18 protein-coding genes, 4 tRNA genes and 1 pseudogene are annotated in these 18,651 nt (G+C 54.3%); 9 read left to right on the top strand and 14 right to left on the bottom strand.

Going from position 1 to position 18,651, the window contains the following annotated elements; genetic code table 11:
• Positions 1–37 precede the first annotated feature (37 nt).
• Positions 38–418 carry a hypothetical protein gene (locus J4650_RS20520; RefSeq protein ID WP_000619297.1) on the top strand — a complete coding sequence of 127 codons (381 nt, stop codon included), beginning with the start codon at positions 38–40 and terminating at the stop codon, positions 416–418.
• A gap of 47 nt (positions 419–465) precedes the next feature.
• Here the strand turns inward: J4650_RS20520 and corA are convergent, their stop codons facing one another.
• The 8 genes from corA to J4650_RS20555 all read right to left on the bottom strand — a co-directional run bounded on the left by corA (position 466) and on the right by J4650_RS20555 (position 7,569).
• Positions 466–1,416, bottom strand: coding sequence for a magnesium/cobalt transporter CorA (corA, locus tag J4650_RS20525; protein ID WP_000947139.1), 951 nt, complete (start codon positions 1,414–1,416; stop codon positions 466–468).
• A gap of 155 nt (positions 1,417–1,571) precedes the next feature.
• Positions 1,572–1,628, bottom strand: a complete 57-nt coding sequence (ysgD, locus tag J4650_RS22905) for a YsgD/CorL family protein (RefSeq protein WP_212723238.1) — start codon at positions 1,626–1,628, stop codon at positions 1,572–1,574.
• 259 nt (positions 1,629–1,887) lie between these two features.
• Positions 1,888–4,050: a DNA helicase II gene (gene uvrD, locus J4650_RS20530; RefSeq protein WP_023993646.1), complete on the bottom strand. Its 2,163-nt coding sequence runs from the start codon at positions 4,048–4,050 to the stop codon at positions 1,888–1,890.
• Positions 4,051–4,185: 135 nt separating this feature from the next.
• The gene (gene yigB, locus J4650_RS20535) at positions 4,186–4,902 is read right to left on the bottom strand and encodes a 5-amino-6-(5-phospho-D-ribitylamino)uracil phosphatase YigB (protein WP_001213560.1); all 717 of its coding nucleotides are present in this window, start codon (positions 4,900–4,902) and stop codon (positions 4,186–4,188) included.
• Positions 4,902–5,804, bottom strand: coding sequence for a tyrosine recombinase XerC (xerC, locus tag J4650_RS20540; protein ID WP_000132874.1), 903 nt, complete (start codon positions 5,802–5,804; stop codon positions 4,902–4,904). Before xerC ends, yigB begins: the two co-directional genes overlap by 1 nt.
• Complete coding sequence (locus J4650_RS20545; protein WP_023993645.1) at positions 5,801–6,508, bottom strand: DUF484 domain-containing protein; 708 nt, start codon at positions 6,506–6,508, stop codon at positions 5,801–5,803. Before J4650_RS20545 ends, xerC begins: the two co-directional genes overlap by 4 nt.
• On the bottom strand, positions 6,505–7,329 hold the full coding sequence (gene dapF / locus J4650_RS20550) for a diaminopimelate epimerase (RefSeq protein WP_001160671.1): 825 nt from the start codon (positions 7,327–7,329) through the stop codon (positions 6,505–6,507). The genes J4650_RS20545 and dapF overlap by 4 nt, the downstream gene beginning before the upstream one ends.
• A 36-nt stretch (positions 7,330–7,365) precedes the next feature.
• Positions 7,366–7,569, bottom strand: coding sequence for a lipoprotein (locus J4650_RS20555; protein ID WP_000799903.1), 204 nt, complete (start codon positions 7,567–7,569; stop codon positions 7,366–7,368).
• 185 nt (positions 7,570–7,754) lie between these two features.
• Between J4650_RS20555 and J4650_RS20560 the strand changes: the two genes are divergently transcribed.
• The 4 genes and pseudogenes from J4650_RS20560 (at position 7,755) to cyaY (ending at position 9,044) form a co-directional block, all read left to right on the top strand.
• Positions 7,755–8,006: a hypothetical protein gene (locus J4650_RS20560; protein ID WP_001621231.1), complete on the top strand. Its 252-nt coding sequence runs from the start codon at positions 7,755–7,757 to the stop codon at positions 8,004–8,006.
• A pseudogene (locus J4650_RS20565) lies at positions 7,916–8,277 on the top strand (hypothetical protein); the annotation flags it as partial. The gene J4650_RS20560 and the pseudogene J4650_RS20565, both read left to right, overlap by 91 nt.
• Positions 8,265–8,654 (top strand): DUF3021 family protein, encoded by a 390-nt coding sequence (locus tag J4650_RS20570; protein ID WP_001125570.1) that lies wholly within the window; start codon positions 8,265–8,267, stop codon positions 8,652–8,654. The pseudogene J4650_RS20565 and the gene J4650_RS20570, both read left to right, overlap by 13 nt.
• 69 nt (positions 8,655–8,723) lie before the next feature.
• Complete coding sequence (gene cyaY, locus J4650_RS20575; RefSeq protein WP_000999921.1) at positions 8,724–9,044, top strand: iron donor protein CyaY; 321 nt, start codon at positions 8,724–8,726, stop codon at positions 9,042–9,044.
• Positions 9,045–9,121: 77 nt separating this feature from the next.
• On the opposite strand, the gene cyaA is transcribed toward cyaY, so the two are convergent.
• On the bottom strand, positions 9,122–11,668 hold the full coding sequence (gene cyaA / locus J4650_RS20580; RefSeq protein WP_000281718.1) for a class I adenylate cyclase: 2,547 nt from the start codon (positions 11,666–11,668) through the stop codon (positions 9,122–9,124).
• A 376-nt stretch (positions 11,669–12,044) separates the two neighbouring features.
• On the opposite strand from cyaA, the gene hemC reads away from it, so the two are divergent.
• From hemC to hemY, 4 genes are read left to right on the top strand one after another with little or no spacing between them, the layout of a single operon-like run.
• Positions 12,045–12,986, top strand: coding sequence for a hydroxymethylbilane synthase (gene hemC / locus J4650_RS20585; RefSeq protein WP_001521319.1), 942 nt, complete (start codon positions 12,045–12,047; stop codon positions 12,984–12,986).
• Entirely contained in the window at positions 12,983–13,723 is a 741-nt protein-coding gene (gene hemD / locus J4650_RS20590; RefSeq protein ID WP_023241739.1) for a uroporphyrinogen-III synthase, read from the top strand. Before hemC ends, hemD begins: the two co-directional genes overlap by 4 nt.
• A gap of 21 nt (positions 13,724–13,744) precedes the next feature.
• Entirely contained in the window at positions 13,745–14,914 is a 1,170-nt protein-coding gene (hemX, locus tag J4650_RS20595; RefSeq protein ID WP_000138955.1) for a uroporphyrinogen-III C-methyltransferase, read from the top strand.
• Positions 14,915–14,916: 2 nt separating this feature from the next.
• Positions 14,917–16,113, top strand: a complete 1,197-nt coding sequence (hemY, locus tag J4650_RS20600) for a protoheme IX biogenesis protein HemY (protein ID WP_031619508.1) — start codon at positions 14,917–14,919, stop codon at positions 16,111–16,113.
• A 581-nt stretch (positions 16,114–16,694) separates the two neighbouring features.
• Here the strand turns inward: hemY and J4650_RS20605 are convergent.
• The 5 genes from J4650_RS20605 to J4650_RS20625 form a co-directional block, all read right to left on the bottom strand.
• Positions 16,695–16,771 (bottom strand) — tRNA-Pro (locus J4650_RS20605).
• A gap of 42 nt (positions 16,772–16,813) precedes the next feature.
• A tRNA-Leu gene (locus J4650_RS20610) sits at positions 16,814–16,900 on the bottom strand.
• A gap of 20 nt (positions 16,901–16,920) precedes the next feature.
• Positions 16,921–16,996: transfer RNA gene (locus J4650_RS20615), tRNA-His, on the bottom strand.
• A 54-nt stretch (positions 16,997–17,050) separates the two neighbouring features.
• Positions 17,051–17,127, bottom strand: a tRNA-Arg gene (locus tag J4650_RS20620).
• A 102-nt stretch (positions 17,128–17,229) separates the two neighbouring features.
• Positions 17,230–18,615, bottom strand: a complete 1,386-nt coding sequence (locus tag J4650_RS20625; RefSeq protein ID WP_000818378.1) for an amino acid permease — start codon at positions 18,613–18,615, stop codon at positions 17,230–17,232.
• Between the last annotated feature and the right edge of the window lie 36 nt (positions 18,616–18,651).

The following is an 18,651-nucleotide window of genomic DNA, read 5'->3' on the forward strand; positions in this document are numbered from 1 at the left end:
GAGATCTGAAGTTGGTTATCAATATGGAAAAAATAATATGATTAGGATTATTAAAGATATTTTTCACCCTTCCCCAAGGGATACATTGAAGCGAGCAAAGTTTGTTATTTATACATTATCATCATGGATAATATTATTTACTATAATGCCTAAAAACCAATATCTTAATTTAATATTTATTATTGCCAATACCTATATCCATATTAATATTGGCGCGAAGAGAATCAGAGATTCAGGTTGCAGGGCACTTTATTTCATCGCATTGTCTATAGGTGTAAATGTCTTCTGTACAGTCAGTGTCGCACTCAATGGGGCTGATTGCGATAACATTGGTATACAACTCAATATTGCCTGGGTAATACTCACAACACTACTGCTATCTTTCATCGCTTCTTCAAAACAAGAACTTTCCTCATGATGAAGAACTTCCAACGGACTGGCGGTTAAATCGCCAGTCCGTATATTTTACAGCCAGTTCTTGCGCTTAAAGTACAGATACGGCGCAAGCCCCGCCAGAATCATAAAGATAATCGCGCCTGGATAACCAAAGCTCCACTTCAGTTCCGGCATAAACTCGAAGTTCATCCCATAGCTGGAAGCGACCAGCGTCGGCGGCAGGAACACCACGGAAACCACCGAGAAGATTTTGATAATACGGTTCTGCTCGATGTTGATGAACCCCATCGCCGCCTGCATCAGGAAGTTCACCTTCTGGAACAGCGATTCATTGTGCGGTAGCAGAGATTCGATATCGCGCAGGATCTCACGCGCCTGCTCCAGCTGTCCGCCCGGTAAGCGCGCCTTGCGCACCAGGAAGTTCAGCGCGCGCTGGGTATCCATCAGACACAGGCGTACCTTCCAGCCGATATCTTCCAGTTCCGCCAGCGTGGAGAGCGCTTCGTCGTATTCATCGCCCTGATGCCCTTCCATAATGACGCGGCTCAGTTTTTCCAGATCGCTGTAGATGTTTTCGATTTCATCCGCCAACTGTTCAATTTTGGTTTCGAACAGATCGAGCAGTAGTTCGTAAGCATTACCATCGACCATCGCCTGGCTGCGGGCGCGCATACGATACAAACGGAAGGCGGGCAGTTCGCGTTCACGCAGCGTAAACAGACGGCCATCGCGAATAGTGAATGCCACCGTAGAGTTACCGGCATGATCTTCCGCATCTTCGAAGAAGAAGAAGGAGTGGATATGCAGTCCGTCTTCGTCTTCAAAGAAGCGCGCGGATGCTTCGATATCTTCCAGTTCAGGACGCGTCGCCAGACTCTGGCCCAGCTCAGATTGTACGCGCAATCGCTCGTCGTCGTCCGGTTCGACCAAATCGACCCATACGGCATCAATCAGGCTTTGTGACTCCTCGACTTCCAGCCGGGTCAGTCGGTTTTTTTCCAGTTGAAATGCGCTCAGCATGACCGGGACTCCCAATGCGTAAAAATATCGGACAGTTCAGATGGGCACACAGAAACAAATTGGGTTTCAGACCATTAAACAGCCTGACTCAACGCGACGGGAAAAAATGAAAGGTCGCTGACAACCGCTAAGGCTATCAGCAAAAAGGGATAGCCTTAGGAGTTGATCCTGGATGACAGGATAATGAGCCAGTATCTACTGGGTGTGTCCAAGGCGAATGTCCTCTTAGCGTAATCGTGGGCGCATGTTACGCCAGCAAAAATTTGCCGTCAACACGCAACGAAACGCGAAAAAGCAATAATTTCCCCTTATGCAGAAAGGTTAGCAGAGTGAGAGTATTTATCTATGATTTCAGAATATTAACATCAATATATCGCCGGATGGCGGCTTCGCCTTATCCGGCCTACAAATCAAAATGTTAGCCAGCGCGTAGGCCGGATAAGACGCGCCATCCGGCACTATGAGAGTCGGTCAAACCGTTTCCAGCTTCGCATACGCGGCAACCAGCCATTTGATCCCTTGCCCCTGAAAAGCCACCTGCAACCGGCTATGCTCGCCGCTGCCCTCCAGGTTGACAATAGTTCCCTCGCCGAACTTCGCATGGCGCACACGTTGGCCGAGTTTGTAGCCTGTGTCGTTTTCCGCCAGCGGCGTTCCCATTCGTTGATGGCTCACCGGACGACTGACGGTGGCGCGCAGACGGACCTCTTCCACGCACTCCTCCGGCAACTCGCCGATAAAACGCGACGGGCGATGGTAGACCTCTTTACCGTACAGACGACGCGTTTCCGCATAGGTTAGCGTCAGTTTCTGCATGGCACGGGTAACGCCGACGTAGGCCAGACGACGCTCCTCTTCCAAACGCCCGCCCTCATCCAGCGACATCTGGCTGGGGAACATGCCCTCTTCCATGCCGACAATAAACACCTGCGGAAACTCCAGGCCTTTGGCCGAGTGCAGCGTCATCAGCTGTACCGCATCCTGCCAGGTATCCGCCTGCCCCTCGCCCGCTTCCAGCGCCGCGTGAGAGAGGAAGGCCTGCAACGGCATCAAATCTTCATCTTCGTCGTTGTAGCTGAACTGCCGCGTCGCCGTCACCAGTTCCTCTAAGTTTTCGATGCGCGTCTGGCCTTTCTCGCCTTTTTCTTGCTCATACATGGTGCGCAGGCCGGAATCTTTGATCACCCGGTCAGTCTGCACATGCAGCGGCATGTCGGCGGTTTCCTGCGCCAGGGCGTCGATCAGTTCCATAAAGCGTTGCAGCGCGCTGGCCGCACGCCCGGCCAGGGCTTTTTCCTGTAACAATTCACGGCACGCCTGCCACAATGTTAGCTGGCGATCGCGCGAGGTCTGGCGCACCACGTCCAGCGTGCGGTCGCCGATACCGCGCGTTGGGGTATTCACCACGCGTTCAAAGGCGGCATCATCGTTGCGATTGGCAATCAAACGCAGATAAGAGAGCGCATCTTTGATCTCCTGGCGTTCGAAGAAGCGCATACCGCCGTAAATGCGGTACGGCATACTGGCCTGTAATAACGCTTCTTCCAGCACGCGCGACTGGGCGTTGCTGCGATAAAGGATGGCGCATTGCGCAAGCGCGCCGCCGTTGTCCTGCCAGGTTTTGATACGGTTAACCACAAAGCGCGCTTCATCCAGTTCGTTGAAAGCGCAGTACAGCGATATCGGTTCGCCATCAACGCCGTCAGTCCACAGCTTTTTACCCAAACGCCCATTGTTATTCTCAATCAGAGCGTTCGCCGCGTTAAGGATGTTGCTGGTCGAGCGGTAATTCTGCTCCAGACGAATGGTCTGCGCGCCGGGGAAATCATTGAGGAAGCGCTGGATGTTCTCTACCTGGGCCCCGCGCCAGCCGTAGATCGACTGGTCATCGTCGCCAACGATCATTACCTTACCAGTGTCGCCCGCCAGCAGACGAACCCAGGCGTACTGAATGTTGTTGGTATCCTGGAATTCGTCCACCAGGATGTTAGTAAACCGCTCGCGATAGTGTTGCAGGATGTGCGGCTTGTTCAGCCATAGTTCATGAGCGCGCAGCAGTAGCTCGGCAAAATCCACCAGACCAGCGCGATCGCACGCTTCCTGATAGGCCTGATACACCTTCTGCCAGGTCTGTTCCACCGGGTTGCCATAGCTTTGAATATGATGCGGGCGTAGCCCTTCGTCTTTCTGGCTATTGATGTACCACATCGCCTGACGCGGCGGCCACTGCTTCTCATCAAGATTCATCGCCTTAATCAGGCGTTTAAGCAAACGCATCTGATCTTCGCTGTCGAGAATCTGGAAATCCTGCGGCAAATTAGCGTCCATATGATGCGCGCGCAGCAGGCGGTGCGCCAGACCGTGGAACGTCCCTACCCACATTCCGCCCTGGCTGGTCCCCATCAACTGGCCAATACGATGGCGCATTTCCGCCGCCGCTTTATTGGTAAAGGTCACCGCCATGATGGAGTATGGCGAGTTGTTTTCTACGCTCAGTAACCAGGCGATACGGTGCACCAGCACGCGGGTTTTCCCGCTTCCCGCGCCCGCCAGCACCAGCATGTTGCTACGTGGCGCGGCCACCGCTTCGCGCTGTTTATCATTAAGGCTGTCGAGCAGGTAAGAAACGTCCATTGGCACCGCCGCGTAAAAACATGAAAACTAAAAACGCCCGGTGGCGCTTCGCTTACCGGGGCTACTTATCGTAGGGCGGATAAGCATAGCGCCATCCGCCAGAATAACTGGGAATTTATACAGAACTACTGGTGATTATATCAGCGAGGTGAGAGATGCCAACCGCGAAATTTCGATATGCGGCAGTAAACGGCTGTCCTGCGTCCGCATCAGGTCGGCATTTTCAGGTTTAATCCAGCAGGCCTGCATCCCACAGCGAATAGCGCCAGCCACATCGGTAGTCAGATCGTCGCCGACATGCAGGATCTCGCCGATCGGCACATGCAGTTTTTCCGCCGCCAGGAAATACATGTCGCTAAACGGCTTGGAACGCCCATCCGGGCCGGCGCGCAGTACAAACTTAAAGTAATCGCCGAGGCCAAACAGTTCCGGCTGGGCATTGCCGTTAGTGATCGCCACCAGCGGCCATTTTTTCGCAAGCTGCTGTAACGTCTCATGGGTAGCCTGCGGAACCTCAATCTGGCTGCGCCATTTGGCAAAATGCATCATCGCCGCATTCGCGCCGGCAATGGCCTCCTGCGCCGATAATCCCGCATCCCGCATGGCCTGCTCTATCGCACGATGGCGCCAGCGGGTAACGTCATGATAGATTTCCGGCTCCGCTTCACGCACCGCCTGCCGTATCCGCTGTAAATCGACGTTTTGAAACGAACGTAGCGACGGGTGATAATTTTGCATAAAAGCGAGCGCTTCCTGCTCAGTACGCAAAATCACCGGACGGTTATCATAAAGGGTATCATCCAGGTCAAAGGTGAGCGCGGCAATACGCCCCAAAGGCCGGTAAAAACGCATTATTTCCCCCGTTTAGCGCGCGGATGCGCCGCGTCGTACACTGAAGCAAGATGTTGAAAATCAAGATGAGTATAAATTTGGGTGGTGGAAAGGTTGGCATGACCCAGCAGCTCTTGCACGCCGCGCAGATCGCCACTCGATTCCAGCATATGGGTCGCGAACGAATGGCGCAGCTTATGTGGATGCACGTGGCTGTTTAGCCCCTGCTTTATGCCCCATTCGGCGAACCGTTTTTGGACATTGCGCGCGGAGATACGCTTGCCGAGCTTCGACAGGAATAACGCCTCTTCATCGCTGGCGAACAGGCCGCGCAGATCCAGCCAGTGCTCAATCCACGTCACCGCGTTACGGCCAATCGGCAGGCGTCGCTCTTTGCTGCCTTTACCCATTACCCACACTTCGCCGGTATCAAGATCGAGGTGCTTTATATCCAGGCCAACCAGTTCGGATAAACGCAGTCCCGCGCCGTACATGACCTCCAGCATCGCCCGGTCACGTACGGCGAGCGGATCGTTAAGATCGATGTCCAGCAGGCGGTTAACGTCGTCGACATCAATATTTTTCGGCAGATGACGCGGCGCTTTCGGTGCGGAGACGCCCTTCGCCGGGTTAGCTTTCAATTCGCCCTGACTGACTAACCAGTCAAAAAAGCTTCGCAATGCCGAGAGACGTAGCGCCAGACTGGCAGGGCCAAGCCCTTTGCGCCGACTGCGCACCGCAAAACTGCGCACAATCGCAGCGTCACATTGTTGCCAGCTTTTCAGCCCGGTTTCTCCGGCTAAAGCGATAATGGCATCAAGCTGACGCTGGTAGTTCAGCAGGGTAATGGGGCTAAGCTGGCGCTCCACGCCTAAATAGCGCAGGAAACGCGAGACATCCTGAGAAAGCGCGACATCCGTCATACGCGTTTAATCCAGCGTTCCAGCAGTTCCGGCAGCATCAGCGCGATCTCCTGTAAAAGCTGCGTCCCCTGCCCCGGCTGATAGTGGTGCGGGTCACGGCTGCTGAAAAGAATCACCCCGAGGTCGCCATCGCTGCCCATCATCGACATGGCTACCGACCCTACAGCCTTCGCCTCCGGCAAGACCACCAGCAGTTCCGGGCCGTTTAGCGGGCCAAGATAATGCTGCGACTGTCCCAGTCGTTGAATACGCAGCGGCTCGAAGGCCTGACGGTTTAAAGCCAGATGCGTATAGCGCGATGGCGCGCCAAGACGCCACCGATCCGGGAACAAACGCAGCGTCGCGCCGGCAAGCCCCAAATCGCGCGCCCAGCGGTGAAACCGCACCAGCATCTCATCCAGACTATCCGCGGCGACCAGACGGCTTTGCAGATGCAGCAAGCGATAAAACAGGCTTTCATTGGCATGAGTCTGTTCCATCAGCAGCGTCATATTTTCTTCAAGCACATTGATGTGATTACGCGCGCGGGCCATATGCCACTCAACGAGCGAAACCGTTCCCCGCACGGGATGTGGAACACGCATCGCTTCCACGGCATGGGCGTTACGGATAAAAAACTCAGGGTGGTGGCGCAGGTAATCGACGACCGCTCGATCGTCCAGTTCCGTGAGCGTTTCCTGTAGTTCTTCCTCTGGTTGCTTCATAAATGGATAAATCCGTCGTAGATATGTGCCGCCGGACCAGTCATGTATAACGGATGACCCGGACCTTTCCAGGCGATATCCAGCCGACCGCCCGGTAATTCCACGCGTACTTCTTCAGCCAGCAGCCCCTGCTGAATCCCCACGGCAACGGCAGCGCACGCGCCGCTGCCGCACGCACGGGTCTCCCCTGCGCCGCGTTCATAGACTCGCAGCCGGATATGCTCACGTCTTACAACCTGCATAAAACCAATGTTGGCACGTTCCGGAAAACGCTCATGGCTTTCCAGAACCGGCCCCAGTGTTTCAACGGCCGCCGTGTCGACGTTATCAACCTGAATGACACAGTGCGGATTACCCATTGAAACCACGCCGCACAATATGGTCTGTTCCGCCGCTCGCATAATATACGTCTTTTCCGCTTTGTTGGCGCGAAAAGGCACCTGCGCGGGTTCAAAGTTTGGCTCGCCCATATTGACGCGTACCAGTTCATCTTCCGTGACGCTCAGTACCATCCGGCCATTCGCGGTACTGACCCGAATGTCGCGTTTATTGGTTAGCCCTTTCAGGCGAACAAATCGCGCGAAACAGCGCGCGCCATTGCCGCACTGCGAGACTTCACTGCCGTCGGCGTTGAAGATGCGGTAATGAAAGTCCAACTCAGGATCATAGGGCGGCTCAACCACCAGCAGCTGATCGAACCCTACGCCCAAGTGTCTGTCGGATAGCCGACGAATCAGTTCCGGCGAAAAAAAGACATTCTGCGTTACCGCGTCGACGACCATAAAATCGTTGCCAAGGCCATGCATTTTAGAGAATTGCATCATTCACTCCGTTCACGCGGGGACAGAAAACTATCCTCAGTAATTGACCTGGGACGGGCCATCTCCCGTTGCGCGATCGTTCTTATCGGGCATCGTGGACTGCGTTTGCGAATCGACTTTTTTCGTCGGCGGCGGCGCATTTTTATCGGCTGGCGGGAAATAAAGCGGCCCTTTCAAACCGCAGCCCGTCAGGCTGAACAGAGTCAGAAGTACAGCGAGTGTCTTAAACACGTTTTTCATTATGGATTGCCTGTAAGTTCATGCTTTCTATTTTCTATCATCGCAGGAGAAGGCGTAAAAGCAAGCGTTTAGGGGCTCTTTATAAAATCTGAAAAGCGGCGCGTTGCCATGATTATTGCGCATTTACATCAGGAAACATGCTTTGCTAATCACTTTAGGTTTACGTACCACGTCCGGATGACCTTATGCAATATCGTAATTTGTTTTGCCTTTTTTCGCTTTCACTTCTGCTGCCTCCCGCCTGGGGATGCCGACTAAGTGAATCTCCGCACAATGTTTATCAACGGCAAGGCAGCGGCGTGGTTTATCTCCAGCCAGAAGAGGAGAACAATCTTTCGTTGCCGGAGGTGAATTTCAAACGCCTGCGTCGGTTACCCAATTCATTGATTAACCCGGCAACTCAGGGCTGGAACTGGATAGCACAGCCCCCTTCCTGAACCAGAAAATTAACGCCGGAAAAGAGCATGGCTATTTTATGCGTGATAGCCAGCAAGGTCAGGGTATTCATGTCTTTAGCATCAATGGGCCGCTAAAAGTCACCGAGCGTTTTGCGTATGACAACCGCTAGTTTATACGTGGATTGGCAGCCAGCTTTACCGAACAGCATCCCCCTGCCCGGATAAGACGCATACTCTGAATAGGAACGTCATGTACACCAATAATAAAGATATCATCATCATAACGCAGGCGCAGGAATGCCAAAAATGACGCCGCTAAGCCGTTTTGCGCGCTTGAATAAACATTTGAAAAACGCCCTTTGGGGCGTGGGGATCGGTTCATGCATTTACGTCATTATTGAAAGCGTTATGCACGGCACGATAAACGGTGTTGAAGCTGCCGGAGTCCTGACGATAAGCGCGGTACTCGGTCTGCTTAGCGCTCTTTTGGATATCAAAGCAAAGCCGCGCGCCCCCTTAATCCTGTTGCATTTTCTCCTCTGCGGCGGCTGCGTCGCACTGATGGTGGCAATGCTGTCGGCTCTGAACCATTTCCCGGTTAACGCGTCCGTCATACTTATCACCAGTGCGCTATTTATCGTCATTTATCTACCGCTGAGTTTTATCCTTTACCGCTCACAACGGTAATTCGTATCGGTTCCAGAAGCTGACGCTTCCCCTTATACTGGCGCTATCACTCAATAGCGAGATAAAACAATGAACGACAGTGAATTTCATCGCCTGGCTGACGCCCTGTGGCTCACCATTGAAGAACGCCTCGATAACTGGGACGGCGATAGCGATATCGACTGCGAAATCAACGGCGGCGTGCTGACCCTCAGCTTTGAGAACGGCAGTAAGATCATTATTAACCGTCAGGAGCCGCTGCACCAGGTGTGGCTGGCAACCAAACAGGGCGGCTATCACTTTGACCTGAAAGATGACGAGTGGGTTTGCGATCGCAGCGGCGAAACCTTCTGGGATCTGCTGGAGCAGGCGGCGACGCAGCAGGCGGGTGAAAAGGTGAGTTTTCGTTGATTTATTTGCCGGATGCGCTTTGCTTATCCGGCGTACTGTAGGCCCGGTAAGGCGTAGCCGCCACCGGGCGAAAATCCTCAGGAGAAATACTGCTGCAATAGCGGCGCGTCATGATCCTGGTTTGCTGGCGGCACGGTGTTGATAGGCTGCGTACGGAATGGGATCACCTGTGCGCGGCCATCGGTTTTCACTATCTGGTAGAACTGCGGCAGGTTAAAGTTGATAAAACTGGAGCCATACGTGAAGCGATCGTGCGATGACGAATAGAAGCGACTGACGTCGCGCACCAGTTCTTCCTTGCTACCCTCGCAGTGGTGATACACTTCCGCCCGGTTACTTTCATCCAGAATATAAATATTAAAGCCTTTCTCATCGCCCGTTTCTTCAAAGAAGAACTGGATGATCCCTTCGCTGGCGAAGCCATCCACCACTGACGGCAATTTCACCTGGTTGGTTTCCACCTGTACCGACAGCCCGTGCAGCTTGTTATGCGAAATCGCACCGTAGAATTCGATAGCGTTCTCCAGCTTCTGCACCGAGACATTCAAGCGTTCGAAGAATAGCCCCCACGTCTGCCCGGAAACCCGCAGCGCCTTGAAGCGACCGGTCTCCTGACGGGTGCTGGAAAGACGTAGCTCAATACATTCGGAGACCAGTTGCTGCACACGGGTGCGAATCAGGCCGCGAAGATGCTGACTGTAGCAGAACACCTCCACGCTATCCGGCGGCGCGGCATCCTGGTGCATTTTCCCCAGAATCGTTTTCAGCGCTTCGATCATCGCCTGCTCGCCGTTAAAGTGCAGAGTACGCACTTCGTTCCACGAGTTGCGATATAACAAGTCGATACTGCCTATCAGACAGTTTTGCTCTTCGCCAAAGCTGAAAACGTCCAGCTTACGGAAGTCAAAATGGACCACTTTATTGCGAAACGCCGCCGTCGGGTCATATTCGAGGTTAACGATAATCGCCAGATGGCGAATTTCACAGGGGCTGTAGAGCGCTTTCGGCGTCGGAGCAGGCAAGCGCAGCGGGAAATGGTGCGAAACATCGGCGACCATCTCCTGCAACTTAGGCAGGTCGACAATACCGTTGCCCTTAATAAACAGATGCGTTCGCGACGTCAGCAGGCCGTTGAACCACGCCCACGCGACCAACTTATTAAGATAACGGTTATATTCCAGCGGCTGGTGGCTGATGATGGAATCCATGTTCGGCGCGCGGTTGTAGAGATACCAGCCTGAACGGTTGGCACGTCCCGGCGGCACATGGATAAAGGTTAAATTCGGCTCAGACAGATCCGGCGATATCTGCGGGTTCACCAGCGTGACTTTACCCGGCAACGCTTCAAACGCCGCGTACAGCTTACGCGTCAGTACGCCGATATCCTGCGGGCTGGCACTCACGCTGAGGTTGTTGCGCCGCGCAAAGCGAATCAGATTACGATAGCTTTGCATCATGGCGTCGAGCAATTCGTTGTGGGCTTCGCGCACCTGATCGATTTTCCAGTTTGCGCGATTATCGAGCATGGTCAGACGCGCGTCGTCCCATCCCCACTCGCTGACTAACTGGCTTAATACTTCCCGACGCCAGCCTACGCAGGCACGCTCGCGACTTAATTTCTCGCACACTTTCAGGTAAAAGCAGCGGCGGACTAAATCCAGCCGCGTCGGATCTTCAATCGCCGTCAGGTATTCAGTGACCCGTTCCAGCATCATGCAGTAGGGATCGAGTCCAAACGATACGATTTCACCGTCATGCAGACGTTGTTTAATGTCTTTCGCCAGCAGACGTGGGTTGGGATATTCCCATGAGTAGGCTTCCAGCAGCAGCGTTTTCAGCACCGCTTTGTACGGCGAGTCAATGCTCTTGTATAGCTGCCACAGGCTGGCGCCAAAGTACTCTTCGGCGGAGAGCGAGCTTAAGCCCCCCAGATCCAGCCATTCGTTTGGCGTTAATACGCCCTGCGCGTAGAGCGTCATGACATAGTCGTCGTAATGCTCTTCTTCGTCGCACGGCACCATACTCCACAGGATACGCTTCCCGGCCAGGCGCACAGCGGTACGATAAAACTCATCAAGCAACAGGATATGCTGCGTAGAACCACAGTCTTCCCCGCCCAGACTGCCGCTTTCGTTATGGCGGAAACGGTTCTCGTCGATCAGGAAGAAGCTCACCTCAACGCCAAGCGAGGCGGCCCAGCTTTCCAGCAGGCTACACTTACGTTGCAGCAACTGACGCTCTTCGCCGTCGAGCCAGGACTGATGGCACACCCAGATATCCAGGTCGGACGAGCAGCTCTGCCCGACCGAGGAGGTGCTGCCCATGGTGTAAACGCCGGTAATCGGCAGCTCGCCCTTCGGCGGGTCCTGCGGCGTCATACCGCGGTACAGCTCAAGTTCGTTCAGATAGTGGCGTTGGGTTTCATCAGGCGTGTAGAAGCAAATACCGCTGGGAACGTTACCATCAAGGTAACCCGGCATCAGTGGATGGTGATAGTGCAATAATGTCGGCAGAAGACTGTAAACCTGCTGAAAAGCGGGTCCCATGGCAGCAAGCGCGCGATCCACACGCAGTTGATTTATGGCATCCAGTCTCTGTTTCAGAGTCTCAATATAGAGGTACAAGACGTATCGCCTGATGTTGCTACCCGTCATGGTGCAGGTCAGTACTTGACCGTCGCCATTCGGGATAAACCGTATGTCAAAAATAACCGTTACCCTTTCTCGTCTGCATATTTTTATCTAATACCGACGAAAAAATGGTCTAAAACGTGATCAATTTAACACCTTGCTCATTGACCGTAAAGAAAGATGCGCTACATACAAGTGTAGCACCGTTCGCTGCGTGTAAATTCTTAAATACGGGCTGGCGGTTTCTCGTCATTATTCACTGTCATTGACGACACTGCGCCTTATCCTCTCACTCACGGTGACCGGAAAACTAACATACTCTCTATAAGGATGTTAGGATGGTCAATGATTGATAATGACGGTAACAAGCATGTTAGACAATGTTTTAAGAATTGCCACACGCCAAAGTCCCCTTGCGCTTTGGCAGGCACATTATGTCAAAGACGCATTGATGGCAACCCATCCGGGACTGACGGTAGAACTGGTGCCGATGGTCACACGCGGCGACGTGATTCTCGATACTCCCCTGGCGAAAGTGGGCGGTAAGGGACTGTTTGTTAAAGAGCTTGAAATCGCGCTGCTGGAAAAACGCGCTGATATCGCCGTGCACTCTATGAAAGACGTTCCGGTGGCCTTCCCGGACGGTCTCGGTCTGGTGACCATTTGCGAGCGCGAAGATCCGCGCGACGCGTTTGTCTCGAATAAATATCACAGTCTGGACGATCTGCCCGCGGGTAGTATCGTCGGGACGTCCAGTTTGCGTCGCCAGTGTCAACTGGCGGAACGCCGTCCGGACCTCATTATCCGTTCGTTGCGCGGCAACGTCGGCACACGTCTCGGCAAGCTGGACAACGGCGACTATGACGCCATTATCCTGGCCGTGGCCGGTCTGAAACGCTTAGGTCTGGAGTCGCGCATTCGCACAGCCTTGCCGCCCGACGTTTCGCTTCCTGCCGTAGGCCAGGGCGCCGTCGGGATTGAGTGTCGTCTTGACGACGCGCGAACACAGGCGCTGCTCGCACCGTTGAATCACTCGCAAACCGCGCTGCGTGTAACGGCGGAACGCGCTATGAACACCCGCCTGGAAGGCGGATGTCAGGTGCCGATTGGCAGCTATGCAGAAATCATCAACGGTGAAATTTGGCTACGCGCGCTGGTTGGCGCGCCGGACGGTTCGGTGATGGTGCGCGGCGAACGTCGTGGTTCTCCCGAGCAGGCGGAGCAAATGGGCATCTCGCTTGCAGAGGAACTGCTGGAAAACGGCGCGCGCGCGATTCTGACGGAAGTTTATAACGGCGAGACGCCCGCATGAGTATTCTGATCACCCGCCCCTCTCCCGCAGGGGAAGCGTTAGTGAGCCGTCTGCGCGCACTGGGGCAGGTGGCCTGGAGTTTTCCACTGATTGAATTTGTCGCCGGCCGGGAGCTACCCACCCTGGCCGACCGCTTGGCGACGCTCGCGGAAAACGATCTGGTTTTTGCCCTTTCACAGCACGCTGTCGCCTTTGCTCACGCCCAGCTCCAGCGGGATGGTCGAAACTGGCCTGTGGCGCCGCGCTATTTCGCGATTGGCCGCACCACGGCGCTCGCCCTTCATACCGTTAGCGGGTTCGATATTCGTTATCCATTGGATCGGGAAATCAGCGAAGCCTTGCTACAATTACCTGAATTACAAAATATTGCGGGCAAACGCGCGCTGATTTTGCGTGGCAATGGCGGCCGCGAACTGCTGGGCGAAACCCTGACAGCGCGCGGAGCCGAAGTCAGTTTTTGTGAATGTTATCAACGATGTGCGAAACATTACGATGGCGCGGAAGAAGCGATGCGCTGGCATACTCGCGGCGTAACAACGCTTGTTGTTACCAGCGGCGAGATGTTGCAACGGCTCTGGTCGCTGACTCCCGAGTGGTATCGTGAGCACTGGTTACTACGCTGTCGGCTATTGGTCGTCAGTGAACGTCTGGCGCACCTTGCCCGGGAGCTGGGCTGGCAAGATATTAAGGTCGCTGATAACGCCGACAACGATGCGCTGTTGCGCGCATTACAATAACTCTCATAATGGGATGCCATAATGACGGAACAAGAAAAATCCTCCGCCGTGGTTGATGAGACCAGGGAGAGCGTGGAAACCACGCCACAGCCAGTTAATACCGAGAAAAAAAGTAAGAACGGCGCCGCGCTGGTATTAAGCGCGGTGGCGATTGCGATTGCCCTGGCGGCAGGTATTGGGCTTTATGGCTGGGGGAAACAGCAGGCAACCGCGCAAACGGAAACCAGCGATGCGCTGGCGACGCAACTGACCGCCTTGCAAAAGGCGCAGGAGAGCCAAAAAGCGGAGCTGGAAGAGATTATCAAAAAACAAGCGGCGCAGTTAGAAGACGCGAATCGCCAACAGGCGGCGCTGGCGAAACAGCTTGATGAAGTACAACAAAAAGTCGCCACCATTTCCGGCAGCGATGCTAAAACCTGGCTGCTGGCGCAGGCTGATTTCCTGGTGAAACTCGCCGGACGCAAGCTATGGAGCGATCAGGACGTCACTACCGCCGCTGCGCTGCTCAAAAGCGCTGACGCCAGTCTGGCGGACATGAATGACCCCAGCCTGATTACCGCACGACGCGCGATTACTGACGATATCGCCAGCCTGTCATCCGTTGCGCAGATCGACTACGACGGCATTATTCTCAAGCTCAATCAGCTCTCTAACCAAATCGATAACTTGCGTCTGGCGGATAACGATACCGATGGTTCGCCGATGGATTCTGACAGCAGCGAGCTGTCCAGCTCGCTAAGCGAATGGCGCGTTAACCTGCAAAAAAGCTGGCAGAACTTTATGGACAGCTTTATTACCATTCGCCGCCGCGATGATACCGCCGTACCGCTGTTGGCACCCAACCAGGACGTCTATTTACGCGAAAATATTCGCTCCCGCCTGTTAGTCGCCGCGCAGGCCGTGCCACGCCATCAGGAAGAAACATACCGTCAGGCGCTGGATAACGTTTCGACCTGGGTTCGCGCTTATTACGATACTGACGACGCCGCGACAAAAGCCTTCCTGGAGGAGGTCGATAAATTAAGCCAGCAAAATATCACGATGGATCTGCCGGAAACCCTGGGAAGCCAGGCGATCCTTGAAAAACTGATGCAAACCCGCGTGCGTAATCTGCTGGCGCAACCGACAGTCTCTACGGCAGCGCCTGCCACGCAGACAGACGCTCCGGCAGCCGCGCCGCAAGGAGAATAATGATGCTAAAAGTATTATTGCTCTTTGTGTTGTTGCTCGCGGGTATCGTGGTCGGCCCGATGATAGCCGGTCACCAGGGCTATGTGTTAATCCAGACCGATACCTACAACATTGAAACCAGCGTCACCGGCCTGGCGATCATTCTCATCGTCGCTATGGTGGTGCTATTCGCCATTGAGTGGTTACTACGCCGTCTGTTTCGTACCGGCGCGCACACCCGCGGTTGGTTTGCCGGTCGTAAACGCCGTCGCGCTCGCAAGCAGACCGAACAGGCGCTGCTGAAGCTGGCGGAGGGCGACTATCAGCAGGTTGAAAAGCTGATGTCAAAAAACGCCGACCATGCTGAACAACCGGTGGTAAATTATCTGCTGGCGGCAGAAGCGGCGCAGCAGCGCGGCGATGAAGCGCGCGCTAATCAACACCTTGAACGTGCGGCAGAACTGGCGGGGAACGACACCATCCCGGTCGAGATCACGCGCGTGCGCTTACAGCTGGCGCGCAATGAAAATCACGCAGCGCGTCACGGCGTGGACAAACTGCTGGAGGTCACGCCGCGTCACCCGGAAGTTCTGCGTCTGGCGGAGCAGGCCTATATTCGCACCAGCGCATGGAGTTCTTTACTGGATATCATCCCATCCATGGCGAAAGCGCACGTCGGCAATGAAGCGCATCGCGCCATGCTCGAACAACAGGCGTGGATAGGACTCATGGATCAGGCGCGCGCCGAGCAGGGCAGCGAAGGATTACGCACCTGGTGGAAAAACCAAAGCCGTAAAACCCGCCATCAGGTGGCGCTGCAGGTCGCGATGGCCGAGCATCTGATCGAATGTGACGATCATGATATGGCGCAGCAGATTATCATCGATGGTCTGAAACGCCAGTATGACGATCGGCTGGTGCTGCCCATTCCTCGCCTCAGAACCAATAATCCGGAACAACTGGAGAAAGTGCTGCGCCAGCAAATCAAGACGGTAGGCGATCGCCCGCTGTTATGGAGCACGCTCGGCCAGTCGCTAATGAAACACGGTGAATGGCAGGAGGCGACTCTGGCTTTCCGCGCCGCGCTGAAACAACGCCCGGACGCGTATGATTATGCCTGGCTTGCCGATGCGCTTGATCGACTGCATCAACCGGAAGAGGCTGCCGCCATGCGGCGCGACGGCCTGATGCTGACATTACAGAACAATCCCCCGCAGTAATTCCCTCTTGCCCGGTGGCGCTTCGCTTACCGGGCCTACCGCCTACACAAAATCATTCGAGATGCATAAAAAAACGCCTGCCCGGTTAAGGGGCAGGCGTCAAAACAGGTCTGTATGACAACATAAAGGGGTGCTTCACTCAACGTTGTGTCCAGGGTGTTTGATGAGGCGTAAGCGACATCTGTCAGTGGACGATAAGCACCGTAAACGGCTCTGCATCATTCCTGAGTTTATGAGGCCAGAAGGCGAACATAAGAGATGGAATGAGCATCTACCCGTACATTATTGCACATAACGTGCCATCTTTGCACCGCTAAAAAACAGGCGCAGGCATTAAAAAAACGTAGACAATTCACGCGATTGTCATCCCCCCGCCGCTGGCGAGGTTTTAGCGTGTCGCCCGGTGGAGACAGAACAGGATGCTTTTTACAAAGTGATTATAAATCAATAGATTACTCGTCACCGAATAGCGACAAATGAAGCCTGGGATATCGCCAACAAATCATAATGGCAACACGTGCGGGATAAGGGGTTGAAAAGGAACAGAAAACAAAAAACCCCGCCGAAGCGGGGTTCAAAATTGGTCGGCGAGAGAGGATTCGAACCTCCGACCCACTGGTCCCAAACCAGTTGCGCTACCAAGCTGCGCTACTCGCCGATATACTGCTTTTTTGAATTTTTAGTTCAATTCATTGAGTCGTGGTGCGAGGGGGGGGACTTGAACCCCCACGTCCGTAAGGACACTAACACCTGAAGCTAGCGCGTCTACCAATTCCGCCACCTTCGCGTTTCACAACTCTATATTAATGGGGTGGCTAATGGGATTCGAACCCACGACAACTGGAATCACAATCCAGGGCTCTACCAACTGAGCTATAGCCACCACTGAAACTTTTTACGCGGTATTAAACCACCGCAGCTCAAGCACCTAAATAAATGGTACGCCCGACAGGATTCGAACCTGAGACCTCTGCCTCCGGAGGGCAGCGCTCTATCCAGCTGAGCTACGGGCGCTTAGCGCCGTTGCGGGGGTGGATAATACGGACTTCACACCCCGCTGTCCAGTGCCTTTTTAAATAAAATGCGCGTTTGGTTATGCTTTGCGCATTTTGGCGCTTATTCCCCCACCTTGTGGGCGGTTCCGTGACGATTCAGACCGAAAACTTTGTAGACCAGCGTGACGGCCAGCAGGAAGATGACGCCGACAAACAGCGACATGCGCGTATCTTCATTAAAGTACATGCCGATTAAAACGCAAACCAGAAACGCCATCGTCAAATAGTTCGCCCACGGAAACATAATGGAACGAAAAGGATGATCCGCAATCGCTTCTTTATGCGCCCGACGAAAGCGCAGTTGGCTAATCAGAATGACAAACCACGGCACCATCCCCGGCAGTACGCTGGCGCTATAAACGTAAACAAAGACGCGCTGCGGATTGGGGATGATGTAGTTCAGGCAAGAGCCTACCAGCAAAATCAAAATAGAGAGCGCCACGCCCGCGACCGGCACGCCGTGGCGAGAGACTTTCGCGACTGCCGCCGGCAGTTGACGGTTTTTCGCCAGCGCGTAAAGCATACGCCCACAGCTATACATTCCGCTGTTACAGCCGGAGAGCGCCGCCGTCAGCACGACAAAGTTGATAATGCCCGCCGCGGCGGTGATGCCGATTTTCGCGAAGGTGAGCACAAAGGGACTGCCGTTGCTGCCAATCTCATTCCACGGGAAAATGGTGACGATCACGAAAATCGCGCCAACATAAAAAATCAGGATACGCCACAGCACTTTACCCACCGCGCTACGCAACGTCACCTGCGGATTCTTCGCTTCACCGGCGGTAATACCGATCAACTCAACCCCTTGATAAGAGGCCACCACGATACATAATGCGGTCAGAAAGCCTTTCCAGCCGCCGGCAAAAAAGCCGCCATGCTCGGTCAGATTACCAAAGCCAATCGCCTGGCCGCCGTTACCAAAGCCGAAGAAAATCACCCCCAGACCGATGATGATCATCACAATAATCGTGGTGACTTTGATCATCGCAAACCAGAACTCGATTTCACCATACAGGCGCACCGCAGCCAGATTCGCCAACGCGACCAGTCCGACGGCAATCAGCGCCGGTATCCACTGCGCCATCTCCGGAAACCAGAACTGGACGTAGACCCCAATGGCGGTAATTTCCGAGATCCCGACCGCCATCCACATAAACCAGTATGACCAGGCGGTAAGATAGCCAAAAAAAGGACTCATATACCGGTGGGCGTACACGGCAAAGGAGCCGGTAACAGGTTCCAGAAAGAGCATCTCCCCCATCGAGCGCATGATGAAAAAGACGAACAATCCGGCGATGATATACGCCAGCAGCACTGACGGGCCCGCCCATTTCAGCGTACTGGCGGCGCCCATAAAGAGTCCGACGCCGATGGTGCCCCCGAGGGCAATCAATTCAATATGACGAGCTTCCAGCCCACGCTGTAGCTCCGGTTTTTTCTCTGCCATAAATCCTCATGTCGTGTTTGCAACGGTTCCGGTAGT

The sequence above is a fragment of the Salmonella sp. 32120201201600049SM genome, from assembly GCF_017572835.1.
Classification (GTDB): domain Bacteria; phylum Pseudomonadota; class Gammaproteobacteria; order Enterobacterales; family Enterobacteriaceae; genus Salmonella; species Salmonella enterica.